Raw genomic sequence first — 18,362 nt, 5'->3', positions numbered from 1 at the left:
CCATGACCGCTTCGGATTCTCGCCGGTACGACGTCGTCATCGTGGGGGGCGGGCACAACGCCCTCGTCTCCGCGGCCTATCTCGCCCGGGCAGGGCGACGCGTGGTGGTGATCGAGAGATCGGATGCCGTGGGCGGCTCCGCCGTGTCGGAGCGCCCGTGGGCGGGGGTCGATGCTCGACTGTCGCGCTACTCGTACCTCGTGAGCCTGCTGCCGCAGCAGATCATCGACGATCTGGGGCTCCGCCTCGAGCTGCGTCGTCGACGCTATTCCTCCTACACGCCCGACCCGACCGATCCCACCCGCGGCATCCTGGTGGACACCCACGATGCCGAGGCGACCGCCGCCTCGTTCGCGCGCACGACCGGCGACGCCGCTGAGGCCGAACGCTTCGCGGCGTTCGGCGACCGGCTCGCCCCGGTGGCGAGGGCCGTCTTCCCCACGATGACCGAGCCGTTGCCCACCGCTGACGAGGTGCGCGAGCGCGTGGGCGACGACGAGCTGTGGGATGCCCTGACGACGCGCCCCCTGGGGGATCTGCTGCGCTCCTCGTTCGACAGCGACCTGGTGCGGGGCATCGCGCTCACCGACGGCCTCATCGGCACGTTCGCGTCGTCCGACGACCCCTCCCTCGCGCAGAACCGCTGCTTCCTCTACCACGTGATCGGCGGCGGAACCGGGGACTGGGACGTCCCGGTGGGCGGCATGGGCGCCGTCACGGCCGAGCTCGAGCGCGCGGCCCGCGAAGCCGGGGCCGAGATCGTCACGGGGGTCGAGGTCGTCTCGATCTCACCCGACGGCGACGTGCACACCCTGACCGACCGCTCCGAGGTCTTCCACGGGGACCTCGTGCTCAGCGGTGTCGGCCGCGCCGTACTCGAACGGCTACTCGCCGCGGGCGGAGCCGCGACGACCGGCGCCGACGAGCCCGAGGGGGCGCAGGTCAAGGTCAACATGCTGCTCTCGCGTCTGCCCCGTCTGCGGGACGAGTCGGTGACCCCCCAGGCCGCGTTCTCGGGCACGTTCCACGTCAACCAGACGATGACCCAGTTGGATGCCGCCCACGCGGCGGCATCCGGAGGGCTCATCCCCGAGCCGCTCCCGGTCGAGATCTCCTGTCACTCGCTCACCGATCCGTCGATCCTCGGCGACGAACTGCGGGCATCGGGCGCGCAGACGCTCACGATGTTCGGCCTGCAGGTTCCGCATCGCCTGATCGACGACACGGATGCCGTGGCCGCCGGTGCCCGCCTGCTCGCGGCCGCGCAGGCCTCGCTCGATTCCGTCCTCGCCGAGCCCCTGCGCGACTGCATCCTGCGGGCACCCGACGGTCGCTTGTGCATCGAGGCCCGGACGACACGCGATCTCGAGGAATCGCTGAACATGATCGGCGGCGACATCTTCCACGGCGCGCTGTCGTGGCCCTGGCTCTCGGCACCGGCCGACTCCCCCGCCGACCGCTGGGGCGTGGCGACCCCGCACGCGCGCGTGCTGCTGTGCGGCTCGAGCGCCCAGCGCGGCGGGGCGGTCAGCGGCATCGGCGGCCAGAACGCGGCGATGGCGGCGCTGGAGATCCTCGGGCGGTAGCGGGCGTCAATCGCAAGGATCGTCGCGACGCGTCAGCAGGCGGATCATGGTCTGCACGGCATCCATCAGGACGACCGTCGACGGACCCGCGTAGCCGAAGACGATGCCCGCGGGGAGGTGAGTCAAGGCGCCGGGCACCCCGTACGAGGTCAGAGGGGCCACGCGGACGTCCGCCTCCGCGAGCCGGTCGACCACGTCCTGCTCGGTCCCGGCCCCGGCCGCGGGGAGCAGGACCACGGCGTGCAGCCCACCGTCGGTCGCGGTGAGCTCCACCCCCTCGATCTCGGCGAACGCTTCGAGCAGCAGGCGGCGGCGGTGGCGATAGTCGCGACGGCGACGGGCGGTGTGCCGTGCGAGCGCGCCCTCGCCGAGGTACAGGGCAAGCGCGCGCTGCTGCACCTGCGACACCGGCGGGTCGAGGTCGGCCCGAGCCGCGACGAGGCGATCGCGCAGCTCCCCGGTGGCGACGATCCACCCGCTCCGCAACGCCGGGCTGAGGACCTTCGACAGGGTGCCGATCATGACGACCCGCGCGGGATCGAGCAGGTGAAGCGGGGGCAACGGTGCCCGCCCGTGGGGGAACTCGCTGTCGTAGTCGTCTTCGACGATCACCGCGCCGGTGCGCGCGGCCCAGGCGAGCAGTCGCGCGCGGGCAGCGGCATCCAACCGTGTTCCGAGGGGGTAGTGATGGTGAGGAGTGACGACGAGGGCGTCCAGATCGGCGCGGGCCTCGACGGCGTCGAGATCGAGACCGTCGTCGAGGCGCACCGGGAACGGCACCGCCTCGACCCCCAGCCGGTGCAGGACCCGACGAACGCGCGGGTATCCCGGGTTCTCGATGCCCACGCGGAGGGGGCGACCGACGTTCCGGGGCGTGAGCGCGAGCAGCGTCAGCAGCACCGCATCGCTCGTCCCCGCGGTCACGATGACCTCGTCGGGAACCACGTCGAGCCCGCGGGTGCGTCCGAGATGCCGGGCGATCTGGTCGCGCAGAAGCGGATCGCCCCGCACGTCGTCGACATCGGATGCCGGATCGACGCCTCCCGCCCGCCGCCACGCCGAGCGCCAGGCGGCGTCGGCGATGCCCGCGGTGTGCGGACGCCCGGGGCGCAGGTCGACGAGGGTGGGAGTCGTCGCCGGCGAGGGCCGGGAGCCCCTCTGGACCGGGCCGGTCGACGAGCCGACGACCTCGGCGACGACGGTCACGCTCCCGGCGCGCGTCACCAGGTAGCCCTCCCCCGCGAGGATCTCGTAGGCGGCCACCGCCGTCCCCCGCGCGATCCCGAGATCCGCGGCGAGCACGCGCGTCGAGGGGACCGGCTCTCCCCCACCGGTGCGTCCGGACAGGATCGCCGCGCGCAGGTTGTGCGCGAGTTGCTCGTGCAGGGGCACCGACGATTCGCGATCCAGGATGCCGGCGGAGATCATGTCTCGGATTCTGTCACTGGTCCACGAGAATGCGGGAAAAGCGGACTATGACCTGGACCACGAACTCGCGTGGACTGAACCCATGACCGACCTGCCCCTGACCACTCTGACGCGCGTCCGCCGCGGCGCCCACCATCAGCGCACCGACCGCGCGGCCCTGTACGACGTGATCGACACGGCCCTGTACGCCACCCTCGCGATCGTCCGCGACGGCCGCCCGGTCGCCCTTCCGGTGGGCATCGGTCGCGACGGCGACGACCTCCTCGTGCACGGCTCGACCGGCAGCGATTTCTTCCGCCGCATCGCCGCCGGAGCTCCGGTGAGCCTGACGATCACGCACCTGATGGGCCTGAAGTACGCTCGTTCGCTCTTCGACAGCTCGATGCGCTACCGCTGCGCGGTCGTGCACGCGGTGGCATCCGTCGTCCCTCCCGAAGAGAAGGAAGCGGCTCTACTCACCCTGTCGGAGCACCTCATGCCGGGGCGCAGCGAAGACGTGCGACCCATGACCGCGCGCGAGATCGCGGCGACCATGGTGCTGCGCATCCCGCTGGCCCAGGCGAGCGTGAAGGACAACGCCGGCTCTCTCGTCGAGGTCGACGACGACGGGGAGGACCGCTCCGTCTGGGCCGGGATGCTGCCGTTGCGGGTCGTCGCCGGCGACCCCGTCACCTCGCCGCAGACGATGGCGGGAACGCCGGTGCCGGAGTCGGTTCGCCGGGCCGCGCGCCGCGTCGAGGCCTCGGGCACGGCCTGAAACCCGACACGGCTCCTGCAATCCGCCCCGCCTGCCGGAACGAGCGCCTCACCCGCGCCCTTGTGCAGGAGTTGTGCGCACCCGCGAGCGTGCAGACCCGCCGCTCCCGCGGGAAGACCCACCGGCTCGCGGCAGAACTCCTGCGTTGCGTCCCGCGAGGCTCCGCGACGCGCCCCGATCCGCGTTCCCGCGGGAGGTGTGGTCAGCGGGGTGCCGTGACTCCCGCACATCGGCGGGACGACGAAGGGCGGGGCCGTCACACGACGGCCCCGCCCTTCTCCGTTCTCAGCCGACCAGCGGCGGCACCTCGTACCGTCGCGGGGTGCCGAAGCGATGCGCCGTGATCGAGACGGCCTGCTCGCGCAGGAACGGTAGCAGTTCGACGTGCCCGGCACGGGTGACCTCGCCCGCGTACACGGCCACCGAGGGCGAACCGTTCGTCGCCTCGGCCACCGCAACGGGCGACCCGCTGAGCAGGCGAATGCGGCCGCCGGTGCGGGCGAGGCGCGCCGCGCGGCGACCCCAGTCCGCGCCGTCTTCGACCGATGCCCGAACTCCCACGCCCTCGAGCCAGGCGCGCACGGCGGGCGAGAGCTCGCGCGCCGTGCTGACCGTCACCGTCGAGCGGGCGCGGACGCCCGCCGCGACCACGCGCACCAGCGCGGCCTCGGAGGCGTCTTCGAGGCGCACGGTCACGGGCACCGAGGCGTAGCGCAGCACGTTCTGCTCCGACTCCAGGCCGGTCACGTCGCGGGCCAGCGCGAACTCCTCGGCCCACGCGGCGGCGTCGCTCGAGAGGGCGGATGCCACCCACTCGCGGTCGGCGGCGGGCACGGCGGCCAGCGCCGGGGCGGCGAGGGCGTCGGGCGTGCGGGGCGCCGAGGTCTCGGCATCCGCCCACTCTCCGAACCCGAACAGGTAGTGCGGTCCGCCGGCCTTGGTGCCCGCGCCGACGGCCGACTTCTTCCACCCTCCGAACGGCTGGCGCTGCACGATCGCGCCGGTGGTGCCGCGGTTGACGTAGACGTTTCCGGCCTCGATGCGCGAGAGCCACTGCTGGATCTCGGCCTCGTCGAGCGCGTGCAGGCCCGAGGTGAGGCCGTACTCGATGGCGTTGACGATCTCGATCGCCTCGTCGAGGGTCTCGGCGGTCATGATGCCGAGCACGGGGCCGAAGTACTCGGTGCGGTGGAACTCGCTGCCGGGCTGCACGCCCTCGCGGATGCCGGGACGCCAGAGCGATCCCTCGTCGTCGAGGCGCTTCGGCTCGACCACCCAGCGCTGGCCGGGCTCGAGGCTCGTCAGGGCCTTCAACAGCTTGCCGTTGGCGGGCTCGATGAGGGGTCCGACGCGCGAAGCCTCGTCCCACGGCAAGCCGACCTCGAGAGAGGTGACGGCGTCGACGAGCTGGTCGCGGAAGCGACGCGAGCGCGCGACCGATCCGACGAGCACGACGAGGGATGCCGCGGAGCACTTCTGTCCCGCGTGGCCGAAGGCCGACATCGCGACGTCCTTGGCCGCGAGGTCGAGGTCCGCACTGGGGGTCACGATCACGGCGTTCTTGCCGCTCGTCTCGGCCAGCAGCGGCAGGTCGGGGCGGAACGAGCGGAACAGCTCGGCCGTCTCGTACGCGCCGGTGAGCACGACCCGCTCGACGGCGGGGTGGGTGAGCAGCTGCCGACCGAGGTCGTTCTCCGACACCTGCACGAGCTTCAGCACCTCGCGCGGAACGCCGGCCTCCCACAGCGCCTCGACCATGACGGCGCCCGAGCGCTCGGCGAGGCCCGCGGGCTTGATGACCACGGCTGAGCCCGCGGCGAGCGCGGCGAGAGTGGAGCCCGCGGGGATCGCGACGGGGAAGTTCCACGGCGGGGTGACCACGGTCACACCGACCGGGGTGAAGGTCGCGCCGTCGACGGTCTCGAGCGTGCGCGCCTGCTCGGCGTAGTAGTGGGCGAAGTCGATCGCCTCCGACACTTCGGGGTCGCTCTGCTCGATGACCTTGCCGCACTCGGCGCCCATGACCTCGAGCAGGTCGGCGCGGCGCTTCTCGAGGGCGTCGCCCGCGCGGTGCAGGATCTCGGCGCGACCGGCGGCCCCGAGCGCGCGCCACGACGCGGCGGCGTCCGCGGCATCCTGGATCACCGCGTTCAGCGCGGTCTCGTCGGTGACCGTGTGGTCGGCGATGGTCTGCGCGCCGAGGGTCGACTCCTCCATGCGCGCGACGATCGCCCGCGACCAGTCGCGGTTGGCCGCGATCGCCGGGTCGGAGTCGGGGGTGTTGCGGAAACCGTGGGTCGGCGCGGGCGCCGCGGGAGCGGTGCGGTCCTGCACGCGGTTGGACGCTGGCACGCCCGAGGGCATGTCGGCGAGCGAGGCGAGGAAGCGGTCGCGCTCGCGCGAGAACAGCGCCTCGTGGGTGTCGAGGTCGAACACCGCCGACATGAAGTTCTCGCTCGACGCGCCCTCTTCGAGGCGGCGGATCAGGTAGGCGATCGCGACGTCGAACTCCTGCGGGTGCACCACGGGGGTGTACAGCAGGATCGAGCCGACCGTGCGACGCACGACGGCCTGCTGCGCGGTCGCCATGCCGAGGAGCATCTCGACGTCGATGCCGCCGGTGACGCCGCGCCGCTCGGCGAGCAGCCACGCGAGGGCGACGTCGAAGAGGTTGTGTCCGGCGACGCCGATGCGCACGTTCGCGGTGTGCTCGGGGCGCAGCGCGTAGTCGAGTACGGCCTTGTACGAGGCGTCGGTCGCCTGCTTCGAGGGCCAGGTGGCGAGCGGCCAGTCGTGCACATCGGCATCCACCCGCTCCATCGGCAGGTTCGCGCCCTTGACCACGCGCACCTTGATGTGGGCTCCCCCGGATGCCACCCGCGCGGCGGTCCATTCCTGCAGGCGGATCATCGCGGCCAGCGCATCGGGCAGGTAGGCCTGCAGCACGATGCCGGCCTCGACGCCGTGGAACTCGGGCTCGCCCAACAGCGTCTCGAAGACGGCGAGGGTGAGGTCGAGGTCCTTGAACTCCTCCATGTCGAGGTTCAGGAACGTGCCCGTCTCCTTGGCCACCCGGTACAGGGGGCGAAGGGCGGCGACCGCGTCGGCGACGGCGGCATCGAAGGCCCACGGCGTGTGCGGGGCGACGGTGGACGACACCTTGATCGAGACGTAGTCGACGTCGTCGCGCGAGAGCAGCTTGCGGGTGCCGGCCAGGCGCCGCGCCGCCTCTTTCTTGCCGAGGATCGCCTCGCCGAGCAGGTTCACGTTGAGGCGGATGCCGTCTCCCCGACCCCGGATCGAGGTGATCGCCTCGCCGAGCTTGCGGTCGGTGGCGTCGACGATGAGGTGGCGCACCATCGAGCGCAGCGCCGTGCGGGCGGCGGGCACGACGATCTGCGGGAGGATCGGCGCAGCGAAGGCGCCGAGGCGGATCGCGGCCTTCAGGTGCAGTGGAAGGAAGCCCGGGATGAGCGGGGTGAGCGCGGCGAGGTTGCGCGCGGCGACGCGCACGTCTTCGGGACGCACGACGCCGTCGACGAAGCCGACGGTGAAGTCGAGGCCGTGCGGGTCGCGGAGCACCCCGGCAAGGCGCTGGGCGGCGGCGTCGACGGGCTCGCCGCGGCTCTCGGCGAGCCAGCGGCGCACGAGGGCGATCGCCTCGTCGGCGAGCTCGTGGGGAGAGACGAGTGCGGCGGGGGTGGTGCCGGACGTGGTGTCGGGGACATCGGTGAGCGACATGGCGATCCTTCCTCGGATGCTCTCAGCATGGGGCTCGCATACGTTCGAGAAAAGCGATGATTCCTGACGCATACTCTTCGATAGACCCGAAGGGATGCCATGTTCGATCTGCGCCGTCTGCGCCTGCTGCACGAGCTGTCGGTGCGGGGCACCCTCGCCGCCGTCGCCGAGGCGCTCGCGTACAGTCCGTCGACCATCTCGCAGCAGCTCGCGCTGCTCGAGAAGGAGGCGGGAGTGCCCCTGCTGGAACCGGACGGCCGCCGCGTGCGCCTCACCGCGCAGGGCGCTGCGCTCGCCGCCCACGCGGCCCGCATGCTCGCCGCCGACGAGGCCGCGCGCGCGGAGCTCGAGCGCATGCGGCCCTCCCTCGCCCCGGTGCGTCTGGCCGTGATGCAGTCCGCCGCGCACGGCCTGCTCCCCCGCGCCCTCGACGCCCTCGCTGAGAGCGAGCCGCAGCTGCGCGTCGAGGTCGCCGAGCTCGCTCCCGAGGAGGGGCTGTTCGAGGTCGCCGCGCGCGGCTTCGACCTCGCTGTGGCCGAGCAGTACCCCGGTCACACGCGCGAGCACCGCGAGGGCCTCGAGCGCGGTCTCCTGGGGCGCGACGCCATCCGTCTCGCCGTCTCGCGCGACGATCCCGCTCAGCACCTCGAAGACCTCCGCGAGCGCGCGTGGGTGATGGAACCGGTGGGCACGGCCGCCCGCCAGTGGGCCACCCAACAGTGTCGGGCCGCCGGGTTCGAGCCCGACGTGAGGTTCGAGATGGCCGACCTCACCGCGCAGGCCCGGCTCGTGGCATCCGGTCATGCCGTGGGGATGATCCCCGACCTCGTCTTCGCGGGCGAGACCCCGCCCGTGCGACTCGTCGGCCTTCCTGACCACCCGCGGCGCGAGGTGTTCACGGCGGTGCGCCGCGGAACGGCCGACCGCCCCGGTGTACGCGCCGTGCGCGCGGCACTGCAGGTGGCGTACGACCGGGGCGGTCGGTAGGGGCGGCGCTTACTTCGTCAGCGCGATCTCGTTCGGGGTCTGCTCGAGTGTCACGCTCTTCACGACCTGGCCGGTGGTGAGGTCGACCGCGTGCACGGCGTTCTTCGCCGGCTCGGTCACGTAGGCGAGGTCACCCGAGACCTTGATGGCGGGGTGGGCGTCCTGCCATTCGGCCGGCCCCTCCCACGCGTCGATCACGGGGAACGCGTCGGTGAACTGCCCGGTCGCGGGGTCGAGCACGTGGATCGCGCCATCGGATGCCAGAACGTAGGCGAGGTCGCCCGGACCCCGGGCCACGTCGCGGAAGGTGTACTCGGCCCCTTCGGGCATGTCGACCACGCGCTGGGTCTTCGCCGCGGTGTCGATCAGCGCGAGGCGGTGGAGCAGGTAGCCCTCGGCATCGCGGTCGTCCTTGTAGTCGCCCACGATGAGCGCGCTGTTCTCGCTCACGTACGCGTTGCCCATGCGGCCGTACGGCTGGTCGGGGGCGGTCAGCTTGGTGAAGGTGCCTTCGTCGTAGACCAGAGCGCCGTTCTCGCAGCCGAAGACGACGACCTCGTCCTTCGCCGTGCCTTCGCCGTGCACGCCGGGGCAGTCGGTGCTCTCGGCGAGGGTGGCACCGGAGGCGTCCTTCGCCACCACGCCGTTGCGGCCGTCGGCGTTGCCGACCGTGGTGAGGAAGGTGCCGTCCTCGAGCACGATCGAGACGCCGTGGTGCGCCTCGACGCCCGGAACCGTCCGAACCTCGGGAAGGGAGTCGGTGGATGCCAAGAGGGCATCGGTGTCGAAGATCGTCGAGTCGCTCGTGCCGTCGGCGTAGAGAACCGTCGTCCCACCGTGCGTGACCACGTGACCGGGCTTGGACGCCGGGAACACGAGGTCGGTGAGCTCGGGGTCGGCGGCCGGGGTCCCGGCATCCAGAACCTGGAATCCCTTGCTCGTGGTCACCATGATGTGGCGACCGTCGCCGGCCGAGTTCAGGCGAGTGAATACCTCGGACGAGAGATCGCCCAGGGTCTCGAGGCTCTGACCGTCGAGCACCAGGATGCCGCCGGGGTACGACAGGGCGACGCGGGTGGCGGTGTCGGTCGCGGGGCTCGACGCCGGGGCCGCCGACCCGGGGCCGGTTCCGCCGGCGCACGCCGACAGGGTGACGGTGGCGCCGATCGCGAGGGCGACCAGGCCCGCGCGGGGGAGGGAGAAGCTGCGCATTCGTGTCTCTTTCTGGGGTGGGGTGGGTCTCGTCAGGGTGAGAGCCCGGTGGCGATGCGCTGCGTGTTCACGCGCATCATGGTCAGGTAGTCGGGGGCGTCACCGCTCGCGTCGGTCAGCGATTCGGTGAACAGCTCGGTCACCTCGACGTGGCGGTCGGCCTCGTCGGCGAGGGCGCGGACGAGGCGGTCGGGAGACGACGACTCGGCGAAGATCGTCGGCACCTTCGCCTCGTCGATGGCCGAGACGAGATCGGCGAGGTCGCTCGTGCTGGGGGCGGCGAGGGTGGTGCCGCCGGGGATCACGGCCCCGATGAGGCGGAACTCGAAGCGAGCGGCGAGATAGCCGAACACGTGGTGGTTGGTGACCAGCGCCCGGCGTTCGGCGGGAATTGCGGCGAAGGCCGCGGTCATGTCGGCGTCGAGCTGCTCGAGCTGCGCGCGGTAGGCGGCCGATCGCTCGGCGACCGCGGCCCCGCCGAGCTTCTCGAGCTCCGGGGTGAGGCGGTCGACGACGGCGATCATCTGCGCGGGGTCGGTCCAGAAGTGCGGATCGTCCGCCCCGTCGGCGTCGGCCGAGGTGTACGGCAGCACGGTGACGGCGTCACCGGCGACCATCGTGCTCACGCCGTCGGCGGCCGCGGCGTCGAGGTGGTGCTGCAGGCCCTCTTCGAGGCCCAGACCGTTCGCGACCAGCAGGTCCGCCGAGCGCATACGCGCGGCCTCCGCGGCCGAGATCTCGAACGAGTGCGGGTCGGTGCCCGGGCGCATCAGAGTCATCACGTCGACGTCATCGCCGACGAGATTCGACACCACGTCGCCCAGGATGTTCGTGGTCACCACGACCAGAGGGCGGTCGGATGCCGCGCTGCCGGCGCACCCGGTCAGGCACAGCAGGGCTGCCGCGGCGAGGGCGGCGAGGGTACGGCGCATGTCAGCGTCCCGTCTCTGCGAAGAAGAGCGGCGAGCGCTCGGGGGTGAACTCGCGCGCGATGCGCGCGCCGTCGACAAAGTCGATCTCCCACAACCGGCCCTCGGCGGGCCCGTTGAGGTACGCGCGCTGTTGGTCGGCGACGAGTGTCACAGGAAGCCCCGCGGCGAGACTCTCCGAGACGAGGGGGACGGATGCCGCGCGCACCGCGCCGCTGTCGCCGTCCAGCGTGAGCGCCCGGCCACCGGCGCTCAGCGCCAGGACGTTCGCGGTCTTGTCGTCGACGGCGGTGACCTGAACGAGCGGCTCGGGCGCGGGAAGAAGGGTCCACGTGCGCGCGCGAGTGTCCAGGATCCAGATCCCGACGTCTCCGGCGAGAGCTGCGACGCGGGGTCGCCCCTCGCGGTTGTGGAAAGCCGTCGCCCGCGGCGCGGTGGTGCCCGGCGGGTACGGGACGACCTCGACGACCGGCTGATCGCCCTCGACGCTCGCGAGGACGGCGCCGTCGCGGCATCCGATCACCGCTCCGACGCGGGTCGTGATCGTACCCGCCGGGTCGATGCACGGCGTCGTCGGGCCGAGCGGGGCGCCGTCGGCCGCGCGCAGCGACACCTCTCCCCCGGCGGCGACCGCCGCGAAGGAACCGACCGGGGCGACGAGACCCGCACCCGCTGTCGTCGTCATGCGGAACTTCTCGACGACCTCGCCCTTCGACAGCGCTTCGGTATCGAGCAGAACCGCCTCGCCGGAGCCCGGGAAGAACACGCCCGTACCCCCCGAGGTCGACGAGTTGGATGTCGCGATCGTGGCGACGCCCTCCCCCGCGACCTCGTCGAGCACGCGCGCGGGCGCCCGGTAGTAGTGGAAGTGGTCGACGTGGTCCCAGGTCCACACCCCGCTGTCGACGATCGAGACACCGTCGTCGTCGGCCGAGAAGAGGTAGCGACCGTCGGAGTGCACCGCGGCGGGCGCGCGGACGACCCCCAGCTCGGCCGTGGTCTCGTCGAGCAGGTCGAGGTGCGAGACGCGGCCGCCTGCGTCGATGGAGGTCAGACCGAGCGCGGGCTCCGCCACTTCCGCGGCGCCGTCGATCCGACCGTGCGCGTCGGATTCGGGGGCGGCTGTCGAGGCGGACGGCGCTGGCGGGGCGGCGCAGCCGGCCAGAGCGAGCAGGAGGAGAACGCCGACGGGCGCGAGGCGGCGGGAGGAATGAGACATGGGGGCTTTCCAGGTGGAGCGGGACAGGGAGTCAGGCGGGCGCGGGCGGGGCCGCGAAGGCGCGGCTGCGCACCTCGTTCGTCGCCCGGCGCAGGAGCCACGAGACGCCGGCGGCCGCGATCGCGGTGGCGGCGATCGTCGCCCCGGCTGCCGTCGCCGCGTGCCACGACACGACGAGACCGACGGCGACGGCGAGAGCGCCGATGGCGGCGGCGAGCACCATGGTCGAGGGGATGCGCTCGGTCCATTGCCGCGCGGCCACGGCGGGGGCGACGAGCAGGCCCACGACGAGCAGCGAACCGACGGCCTGGTACGACGCGACGACCGCGAGGGTCACGAGGCCCACGAGCACCGTCTGCGCCACGCGCGGACGGAGGCCGAGGACGCGCGCGACACGCTCGTCGATCGCGAGGGCGATGAGGCAGCGGTGCGCCAGGGCTGCGGCGGCGATCCCCAGGGCGACCGCGACGGCGAGCACGATGAGGTCGGCGGCGGTGACCGCCAGGATGTCGCCGAACAGGATGGCCGTGGCATCCGTCGCGAAGCTCCCCGCGTGCGAGATGACGATCACCCCGAGTGCGAGCATGCCGACGAAGAGCAACCCGATGCTCGTGTCGTACGACACCTTCGCGCGGCGCTGCAGAACGCCGATGCCGAGGCTCATCACGACGGCGCTGACCGCCGCACCCGCCAGCACGGGGAGCCCCAGCACCGTGGCCAGTGCCACGCCGGGGAGCATGCCGTGGGCCAGCGCCTCGCCCAGGAAGGCCATCCCCCGCACGATCACCCACGTGCCGGCCACCGCGCACAGCACGGCGACGAGCACGCCGCCCAGAAGGGCGCGCTGCACGAAGACGAGCGAGAAGGGATCGAGGAGCCAGGACACGATGTCCGACCGTAGCGTTAACTGAGAACGGTTATCAAACTCATATGATGGATGCCATGACGACATGTGCCCTGCGCGCTCGCGGTCTCCGCCTCGAATTCCCCGGGGTCGTCGCGCTCGACGACGTCGACCTCGACATCCCCGACGCGGCCCTCACCGTGATCGTCGGCCCCAACGGCGCGGGGAAGTCGACGCTGCTCGAGACGCTCGCCGGCGCCCGCCCGCCGGCATCCGGCTCACTCGAGGTCGATGGTCGATCGCGCGCCTTCGTGCCGCAGCGTGCCGCCGTCGCGGAACACCTCCCCCTCACCGTCCGCGACGTCGTCACCGTCGGAGTCTGGGGCCGCCTCGGCGCGTTTCGGCGCCTCACGCGCGCGTACCGGGAGTCCGTGGATCACGCAATGCGAAGACTCGACGTGGCACCCCTCGCGCGGCATCCGTTCTCGTCCCTCTCGGGCGGGCAACGGCAGCGTGCGCTCCTCGCGCAGGGACTCGCCCGTGCAGCGGACATCCTTCTGCTCGACGAACCGACCACGGGTCTCGACGCGGCGAGCGCGGAGCTCAATCGCGCCGCGATCAGCAGCGAGATCTCACGCGGGGCAGCCGTGGTGTGCGTCAGTCACGACGAGCGGTTGATCGACGAGGCGGACCACGTGATCCGCATCGAGGCCGGTCGCCTCAGGCCCGCGAGCGAACGCGTTCGGTGATCCGGCGCAGCAGCGCCGCGGCGGCCTCCGCCACCTCGCGCGACTCCAGGCCCACCGCCGCCTCGACGTCGGTCGGGAACCGGCGCAGCGCGCTCCAGGGCTCGGTGTCGAGGTCGACCTCGAGGTAGATGTGGTTGACGCGGCGATCCGCGGCGTCGAGTTCGCGGCGCAGCAGCCCACGACCGATGAGCCGGTCGACGAGGGTCGTGACCCCTGCGGGGGTCACACCGAGGCGCGAGCGCAGATGCGAGGGTCGAATGCCGGGCTCGTCGCAAATGCAGCACAGAGCGGCCGCTTCGAGCTCGCTGACGCCGAGATCGGATCGCGCCTTCGCTGCCATCTCGTCACGCGCTCCGACGTACTCGTCCAGCGCCAGGGTCAACGCAGAGGACTGTGTCATTTCCGCCACCTCCTCCTCGCGGCCCGGCCGGCCACATCTCCACCATAGTGAACATCTCAAATATTTTGCGAAATTAATTAATTTCGTGAAATACGTGCTACCTTAGTGATCAGCCCGTCGACCCCAAGCGAAGGAGATCGCCATGGCCACGTTGTTCTACGGATCCGACACGGACCCCATTGTTCTGCCCGATCGCCTGATGGGGTACATCAAAGTCATCACCTCGACCAAACTGCGGCGCGGAGAATCCTTCACGCTGACCTGGACGGGAACCGCCGACGAGGCCGGCCGTTCCACCATCTGGCTGCAGCCGTCCATTCCCCTGCGATTCGTCTTCGACGCGGTCGAGCCCGAGCAGCTCGCGGGCGACTACCTGCGCGCGCTCGCCGATCAGGCGAACGCCGCGTCGGGCCTGGTCATCGACACCCGCACGTGGGAGGCCGCCGAAGGGGCGAGCCACGCCGCCGCGGCCCGCACGACCCGCACCGCCGGTCGCCCCGTCCGCGCCGCCTGATATCACTTTCGACCGGATCGGTCCAGCCTCTCTCCGCACCCGTCATACTGTGGGGGCGCGTCACATTCGCGCGGATGGATCGGAGAGGCCCGTGCCGGTACGAACGCTGCTCGACAAGTCATTGCTCGAAGCATGGTTGACCGAATTCCGCGAGCTCGGCTACCTCACCGGCAGCGACATCCGCGTCCTCGACCAAGAGGATGACGCCGACCCCGACGCCGGGCTCATCGTCGTCGACCTCAGCGAGGCCAAGACCATCACCTACCTCCAGCCCATCACGGGCGGCGACGGCAGCTGGAAGGCGACGATGGAGGCGCGCGACGCCACCATCGAGCTCGGCGCGGTCGCCTTGGTGAACCTCGGCAACGAGGTCAACGTGCTGGGCGCGCTCGTCGCCTTCCTCGAGACGAAGTCGAAGGCGCTCCTGGCGAAGAGCTGAGTCCGGCCCGCGCCGGGAAGGAGAAAAGGGCACCCGATCCGGGTGCCCTTTCTTCGTGGTGGCGAGTGAGGGATTCGAACCCCCGAATGCAATGCAGTCTGATTTACAGTCAGATCCCTTTGGCCGCTTGGGTAACTCGCCAGGTGCGCACCCGTCCGGCTTGTTCAGTCGACCGGAGGCGCGATAGACCACTCTACTATCCCCCGGGGGATGCTCGAAACCATCGACGCCCTCACTCGGGCGTACGCAGCAGAGCACCCTCGTGGCGACAGGTCGCGGCAGCGACATCCATGGCGCGCGAGAGCACGGCATCCCACTCCTCCGCGTCCGCGGGGAGTCGGTCTCGGACGAGCGCGGCGGTGGTGGCGAGCACGGCGTCGCCGCCGCCCATCGTGTCGACGATGCGCCCGGGAAGATCGGAGATCCCTCGCGAGACGGTCGTCTCCCCCGCGTCGATCGCTGCCCCGCCGGCGCCGTAGGTCGCGAGCACGGCCCCCACGCCGAGGCCCCCGAGCTTCGTGCGGAGCTCGTCGAGCGGCGTCCCGTAGAGCAGCTGCGCGTCGTCCTCACCGACCTTCACGAGCAGGGCGCCGGACGCCGCTTTCTCGAACCCGCGCACGAACTCGGCCCGATCGCGGAGCATTCCGCTGCGCGGGTTCGGGTCGATCGCGAGCGGGGTCGAGGCGGATGCCGTGGCCTCGATGAGCATGTCGGTCTGCTGAGCGTCGTCGAAGGGGAAGCAGCTGACCACGACCATGGGGGCGTCGGCGATCGCCGCACGCTCGGCGTCACCGTAGGCGACGCGACGGTTCTGGGCGGCCTCGTTGAAGACATAGACGGGCTCACCCTGCGGCGAGCGCGTGCTCACGGCGCGCGACGACCCGTGCTCCGCGGGGCTGGCGAGCAGGTCGACGTCGTGCTCGTCGAGGAAGGCGCGGATCTGCTCCCCCGCGTCGTCGTCTCCGACCATGGCGATGAGGGATGCCGGCACCCCCAGCCGAGAGAGACCCACGGCCACATTCAGTCCCGCTCCTCCGACGAACTCGCGGACACCGGCCTCGTCGCGGATCTCGTCGATCAGCGCGTCGCCGATGACGACGACCCGACCGGTCACCGCGACACCTCGGCGGCGTCGAGCACGCGGGAGACGAAGTCTTCGGTGCGGCGCTTGGTGCCGTCGATCTTGCGGTCGACGCTCGCGCGGATCTCGCTCGGAGCGAGCGGGGCGGCCAGGCGCACCGTCTCGTGACACGACATGTCGGCGCAGATGTAAGTGCCCACGGTGTCGCCGTGCTCGCCCGCGGTGCCCGCTTTGCGGGCGGTGAACAACGACACCTGATCGCCCGGCTGCATCGTGTGGCAGAGGTTGCACATCGCCGACCGCGCGCGGGACTGCCCCTCGGCCGCGCGCAGCACGATCGCGGTGGGCTCGCCGTCCCGCTCGGTGACGATGTAGCCGCGGCCGCGGGTGCGCGGGTCACGCCACGCCAAGAAGTCGAGGTGGTCCCAGTCGGTCAGCAGGAAATCGTGCGGGAGCTCGACCACTCGCAGCTCCTCGGGGGCGGCGTTCACGAACGCCGCCCGCACCTCTTCATCGGTGAGTGCTCGCATGGCATCCGAGTCTACGAGCGCCTCTACCCGCGTGGGCCGGGCGATGTCGAGGGGGTGTGTACAAGGGGGGCGCGAATACAATCGAGTCATGGCTGATTCTTCGTTCGACATCGTCTCCAAGATCGACCGGCAGGAAGCCGACAACGCGCTCAACCAGGCGCACAAAGAGGTCGAGCAGCGCTACGACTTCAAGGGCACCGACGCCTCCATCGCGTGGAGCGGCGACTCGATCGTCATCAAGGCGAACTCCGAGGAGCGCGCCAACGCCGTCCTCGACGTGTTCCAGACCAAGCTGATCAAGCGCGGCATCTCGCTGAAGAGCCTCGAGACGGGTGAGCCCGTGCAGAGCGGCAAGGAATACCGCATCACCTCCACTCTCAAAGAGGGCATCTCGCAGGAGAACGCCAAGAAGGTGAACAAGATCATCCGCGACGAGGGCCCCAAGGGCGTCAAGTCGCAGATCCAGGGCGACGAACTGCGCGTGCAGTCGAAGTCGCGCGACGACCTGCAGGAAGTGCAGCGCCTGCTCAAGGCGGCCGACCTCGACGTCGACCTGCAGTTCACCAACTACCGCTGATCCTCGGGTGGTCGTCTCTCCGCCTCAACGCTCCCCCATCTGCTTGCGGCGTATGCTGTGGGGGGCCGGGTTGTCGCTTGCTGGGGCAATGTTCGGTGCGGTGGGCCTCTGGGTCGGAGCGCAGTTCGCGTCCCAGCCGCAGATCGAAGGGTTGCCCGCGGTCAGCGCGTGGATGGTCGGGGTGCTGTGCGCGGCGGCGGGAATCGTCGGTGCGGCTCTGACTCTGGGCTACTCCTCCCGTGTCACGGCTAAACGACACCGTCGAGCACTCGCGCGGGCCGCGGCCGGTGTAGCACTTGGGGCGTCCGTCGCGGTTGTGCTCAGCTACATCATCGCGCCTTTCCTCTGAGGGGCAGCCTGCGAGAGACTGCTCCCATGGCCGTCCGCGTCGATCTGAACATCTCCCTCGATGGCGTGGCGATGCCGGCCGACCCCACGCCCGAGAATCCCATGGGCGAGGACTGGGGCCGGCTCGTCGCCGACTACATGGCGACGAAGACCTTCCGCGAGCGCGTCTTCCGCGACACGTCGGGGGCGGGCACGACCGGCGTGGACGACCGGTACGCGGCCGCGTACTTCGAGGGCATCGGCGCCGAGGTGATGGGCGCGGCGATGTTCGGCCTGCACTCTTTTCCCGACGATCCAGACTGGCGCGGCTGGTGGGGTGACGAACCACCGTTCGAGGTGCCGGTGATCGTGCTCACGCACCGCGAGCGCGAACCCCTCTCCTTCGCCAACGGCACCCGGTTCGAGTTCTCGTCGGAGAGCATCGCGGATGCCGTGGCCCGGGCCACCGATCTGGCGAACGGCGCCGACGTGAGGGTCGGCGGTGGCCTGTCGACGGTGCGGTCCGCGCTGGCCGCGGGTCTCGTCGACCGTCTGCACGTGGCCGTCCGCCCCGTGATCCTCGGCCGCGGCGGCCGCCTCTGGGACGACCTGCGGGGCCTCGACGAGGACTACACCGTCACCTCGGAGGTCGCCGAGTCCGGTGTCGTGCACGTCACCTTCGCGCGGTGAGCGCGGAGAGCCCGGTGGAGCAGCCCCTCAGCCCCCTCACGTGCCCCACGTGCGGCGATCCCCTGCGGTTCGAGATCCTCGACGACGAGCGGTTCCTCGTCGCGTGGTCGTGCGTGAACTGCGGGCTGATCCGCACGACCGAGCCGATCTGAGTCGCGGGGGCTCGGTCAGCCCTCGATGCCGTTGATCATCTGGGTGATCTCGCGCTCGGTCTCGCGACCGATGTTGCGCTCCTCCATCAGCGAGGGCATGTCGCTGTCGTCATCGACGGAAGGGTTCTCGAACGGCTGCTTCTGATCCTTTTCCATGCATCGATGCTCACACGCGACGACGGTGGCCGCGAGGGGCTTGC

19 protein-coding genes and 1 tRNA gene are annotated in these 18,362 nt (G+C 71.2%); 9 read left to right on the top strand and 11 right to left on the bottom strand.

Annotated elements, in window-relative coordinates; all coding sequences use genetic code 11:
- Positions 1-2: 2 nt before the first annotated feature.
- Positions 3-1,586, top strand: coding sequence for a phytoene desaturase family protein (locus tag BLS25_RS10100; RefSeq protein WP_074695451.1), 1,584 nt, complete (start codon positions 3-5; stop codon positions 1,584-1,586).
- Positions 1,587-1,592: 6 nt separating this feature from the next.
- On the opposite strand, the gene pdxR is transcribed toward BLS25_RS10100, so the two are convergent.
- Positions 1,593-3,014 carry a MocR-like pyridoxine biosynthesis transcription factor PdxR gene (gene pdxR, locus BLS25_RS10095; protein ID WP_074695449.1) on the bottom strand — a complete coding sequence of 474 codons (1,422 nt, stop codon included), beginning with the start codon at positions 3,012-3,014 and terminating at the stop codon, positions 1,593-1,595.
- Between the two features lie 82 nt (positions 3,015-3,096).
- Between pdxR and BLS25_RS10090 the strand changes: the two genes are divergently transcribed.
- Entirely contained in the window at positions 3,097-3,771 is a 675-nt protein-coding gene (locus tag BLS25_RS10090) for a pyridoxamine 5'-phosphate oxidase family protein (RefSeq protein WP_074695801.1), read from the top strand.
- Positions 3,772-4,056: 285 nt separating this feature from the next.
- Here BLS25_RS10090 and BLS25_RS10085 read toward each other — a convergent pair whose 3' ends face one another.
- Positions 4,057-7,512 carry a bifunctional proline dehydrogenase/L-glutamate gamma-semialdehyde dehydrogenase gene (locus BLS25_RS10085; protein WP_074695447.1) on the bottom strand — a complete coding sequence of 1,152 codons (3,456 nt, stop codon included), beginning with the start codon at positions 7,510-7,512 and terminating at the stop codon, positions 4,057-4,059.
- A gap of 99 nt (positions 7,513-7,611) precedes the next feature.
- On the opposite strand from BLS25_RS10085, the gene BLS25_RS10080 reads away from it, so the two are divergent.
- Entirely contained in the window at positions 7,612-8,499 is an 888-nt protein-coding gene (locus BLS25_RS10080) for a LysR family transcriptional regulator (protein ID WP_056223910.1), read from the top strand.
- Between the two features lie 9 nt (positions 8,500-8,508).
- Here the strand turns inward: BLS25_RS10080 and aztD are convergent, their stop codons facing one another.
- From aztD to aztB, 4 genes are read right to left on the bottom strand one after another with little or no spacing between them, the layout of a single operon-like run.
- Complete coding sequence (gene aztD, locus BLS25_RS10075; protein WP_074695445.1) at positions 8,509-9,711, bottom strand: zinc metallochaperone AztD; 1,203 nt, start codon at positions 9,709-9,711, stop codon at positions 8,509-8,511.
- A gap of 32 nt (positions 9,712-9,743) precedes the next feature.
- A complete protein-coding gene (aztC, locus tag BLS25_RS10070) occupies positions 9,744-10,643 on the bottom strand; it encodes a zinc ABC transporter substrate-binding protein AztC (protein ID WP_074695443.1) in 900 nt (299 codons plus the stop codon).
- Position 10,644: 1 nt separating this feature from the next.
- The gene (locus tag BLS25_RS10065; protein ID WP_074695441.1) at positions 10,645-11,859 is read right to left on the bottom strand and encodes an ABC transporter; all 1,215 of its coding nucleotides are present in this window, start codon (positions 11,857-11,859) and stop codon (positions 10,645-10,647) included.
- Between the two features lie 31 nt (positions 11,860-11,890).
- Positions 11,891-12,745, bottom strand: coding sequence for a zinc ABC transporter permease AztB (aztB, locus tag BLS25_RS10060; RefSeq protein WP_056223919.1), 855 nt, complete (start codon positions 12,743-12,745; stop codon positions 11,891-11,893).
- A gap of 56 nt (positions 12,746-12,801) precedes the next feature.
- Between aztB and aztA the strand changes: the two genes are divergently transcribed.
- Positions 12,802-13,452, top strand: coding sequence for a zinc ABC transporter ATP-binding protein AztA (gene aztA / locus BLS25_RS10055; protein ID WP_081349774.1), 651 nt, complete (start codon positions 12,802-12,804; stop codon positions 13,450-13,452).
- On the opposite strand, the gene BLS25_RS10050 is transcribed toward aztA, so the two are convergent.
- A complete protein-coding gene (locus BLS25_RS10050) occupies positions 13,424-13,852 on the bottom strand; it encodes a MarR family winged helix-turn-helix transcriptional regulator (RefSeq protein WP_074695437.1) in 429 nt (142 codons plus the stop codon). The genes aztA and BLS25_RS10050 overlap by 29 nt on opposite strands.
- 142 nt (positions 13,853-13,994) lie before the next feature.
- Between BLS25_RS10050 and BLS25_RS10045 the strand changes: the two genes are divergently transcribed.
- Positions 13,995-14,366: a DUF7882 family protein gene (locus BLS25_RS10045; protein WP_074695435.1), complete on the top strand. Its 372-nt coding sequence runs from the start codon at positions 13,995-13,997 to the stop codon at positions 14,364-14,366.
- A 91-nt stretch (positions 14,367-14,457) separates the two neighbouring features.
- Complete coding sequence (locus BLS25_RS10040; RefSeq protein WP_074695433.1) at positions 14,458-14,805, top strand: hypothetical protein; 348 nt, start codon at positions 14,458-14,460, stop codon at positions 14,803-14,805.
- Positions 14,806-14,861: 56 nt separating this feature from the next.
- On the opposite strand, the gene BLS25_RS10035 is transcribed toward BLS25_RS10040, so the two are convergent.
- The 3 genes from BLS25_RS10035 to BLS25_RS10025 all read right to left on the bottom strand — a co-directional run bounded on the left by BLS25_RS10035 (position 14,862) and on the right by BLS25_RS10025 (position 16,416).
- Positions 14,862-14,946, bottom strand: a tRNA-Tyr gene (locus tag BLS25_RS10035).
- A gap of 91 nt (positions 14,947-15,037) precedes the next feature.
- Positions 15,038-15,919 carry a PfkB family carbohydrate kinase gene (locus BLS25_RS10030; RefSeq protein WP_056223930.1) on the bottom strand — a complete coding sequence of 294 codons (882 nt, stop codon included), beginning with the start codon at positions 15,917-15,919 and terminating at the stop codon, positions 15,038-15,040.
- Entirely contained in the window at positions 15,916-16,416 is a 501-nt protein-coding gene (locus tag BLS25_RS10025) for an FBP domain-containing protein (protein ID WP_056223932.1), read from the bottom strand. The genes BLS25_RS10030 and BLS25_RS10025 overlap by 4 nt, the downstream gene beginning before the upstream one ends.
- 88 nt (positions 16,417-16,504) lie before the next feature.
- On the opposite strand from BLS25_RS10025, the gene BLS25_RS10020 reads away from it, so the two are divergent.
- The 3 genes from BLS25_RS10020 to BLS25_RS16940 all read left to right on the top strand — a co-directional run bounded on the left by BLS25_RS10020 (position 16,505) and on the right by BLS25_RS16940 (position 18,162).
- Positions 16,505-16,993 (top strand): YajQ family cyclic di-GMP-binding protein, encoded by a 489-nt coding sequence (locus BLS25_RS10020; RefSeq protein WP_056223933.1) that lies wholly within the window; start codon positions 16,505-16,507, stop codon positions 16,991-16,993.
- 375 nt (positions 16,994-17,368) lie between these two features.
- A complete protein-coding gene (locus BLS25_RS10010) occupies positions 17,369-18,010 on the top strand; it encodes a dihydrofolate reductase family protein (protein ID WP_074695429.1) in 642 nt (213 codons plus the stop codon).
- Positions 18,007-18,162, top strand: coding sequence for a hypothetical protein (locus BLS25_RS16940; protein ID WP_176786343.1), 156 nt, complete (start codon positions 18,007-18,009; stop codon positions 18,160-18,162). Before BLS25_RS10010 ends, BLS25_RS16940 begins: the two co-directional genes overlap by 4 nt.
- Before the next feature lie 15 nt (positions 18,163-18,177).
- Here BLS25_RS16940 and BLS25_RS16935 read toward each other — a convergent pair whose 3' ends face one another.
- On the bottom strand, positions 18,178-18,318 hold the full coding sequence (locus BLS25_RS16935; protein WP_176786349.1) for a hypothetical protein: 141 nt from the start codon (positions 18,316-18,318) through the stop codon (positions 18,178-18,180).
- Between the last annotated feature and the right edge of the window lie 44 nt (positions 18,319-18,362).

Source organism: Microbacterium testaceum StLB037 (assembly GCF_900104345.1).
In the GTDB taxonomy this organism is placed as follows: domain Bacteria; phylum Actinomycetota; class Actinomycetes; order Actinomycetales; family Microbacteriaceae; genus Microbacterium; species Microbacterium testaceum_A.
This window is presented reverse-complemented; position numbering and strand designations above follow the sequence as displayed.

What these genes read in the sequence shown, in the direction of transcription:
- aztC (WP_074695443.1), bottom strand. Translation starts at nt 10,643, where the DNA reads ATGCGCCGTACCCTCGCCGCCCTCGCCGCGGCAGCCCTGCTGTGCCTG.
- BLS25_RS10050 (WP_074695437.1), bottom strand. Translation starts at nt 13,852, where the DNA reads ATGACACAGTCCTCTGCGTTGACCCTGGCGCTGGACGAGTACGTCGGA.
- BLS25_RS10090 (WP_074695801.1), top strand. Translation starts at nt 3,097, where the DNA reads ATGACCGACCTGCCCCTGACCACTCTGACGCGCGTCCGCCGCGGCGCC.
- aztD (WP_074695445.1), bottom strand. Translation starts at nt 9,711, where the DNA reads ATGCGCAGCTTCTCCCTCCCCCGCGCGGGCCTGGTCGCCCTCGCGATC.
- pdxR (WP_074695449.1), bottom strand. Translation starts at nt 3,014, where the DNA reads ATGATCTCCGCCGGCATCCTGGATCGCGAATCGTCGGTGCCCCTGCAC.
- BLS25_RS10010 (WP_074695429.1), top strand. Translation starts at nt 17,369, where the DNA reads ATGGCCGTCCGCGTCGATCTGAACATCTCCCTCGATGGCGTGGCGATG.
- BLS25_RS10045 (WP_074695435.1), top strand. Translation starts at nt 13,995, where the DNA reads ATGGCCACGTTGTTCTACGGATCCGACACGGACCCCATTGTTCTGCCC.
- BLS25_RS10085 (WP_074695447.1), bottom strand. Translation starts at nt 7,512, where the DNA reads ATGTCGCTCACCGATGTCCCCGACACCACGTCCGGCACCACCCCCGCC.
- BLS25_RS10020 (WP_056223933.1), top strand. Translation starts at nt 16,505, where the DNA reads ATGGCTGATTCTTCGTTCGACATCGTCTCCAAGATCGACCGGCAGGAA.
- BLS25_RS10025 (WP_056223932.1), bottom strand. Translation starts at nt 16,416, where the DNA reads ATGCGAGCACTCACCGATGAAGAGGTGCGGGCGGCGTTCGTGAACGCC.
- BLS25_RS10080 (WP_056223910.1), top strand. Translation starts at nt 7,612, where the DNA reads ATGTTCGATCTGCGCCGTCTGCGCCTGCTGCACGAGCTGTCGGTGCGG.
- BLS25_RS16935 (WP_176786349.1), bottom strand. Translation starts at nt 18,318, where the DNA reads ATGGAAAAGGATCAGAAGCAGCCGTTCGAGAACCCTTCCGTCGATGAC.
- BLS25_RS10065 (WP_074695441.1), bottom strand. Translation starts at nt 11,859, where the DNA reads ATGTCTCATTCCTCCCGCCGCCTCGCGCCCGTCGGCGTTCTCCTCCTG.
- aztA (WP_081349774.1), top strand. Translation starts at nt 12,802, where the DNA reads ATGACGACATGTGCCCTGCGCGCTCGCGGTCTCCGCCTCGAATTCCCC.
- BLS25_RS10100 (WP_074695451.1), top strand. Translation starts at nt 3, where the DNA reads ATGACCGCTTCGGATTCTCGCCGGTACGACGTCGTCATCGTGGGGGGC.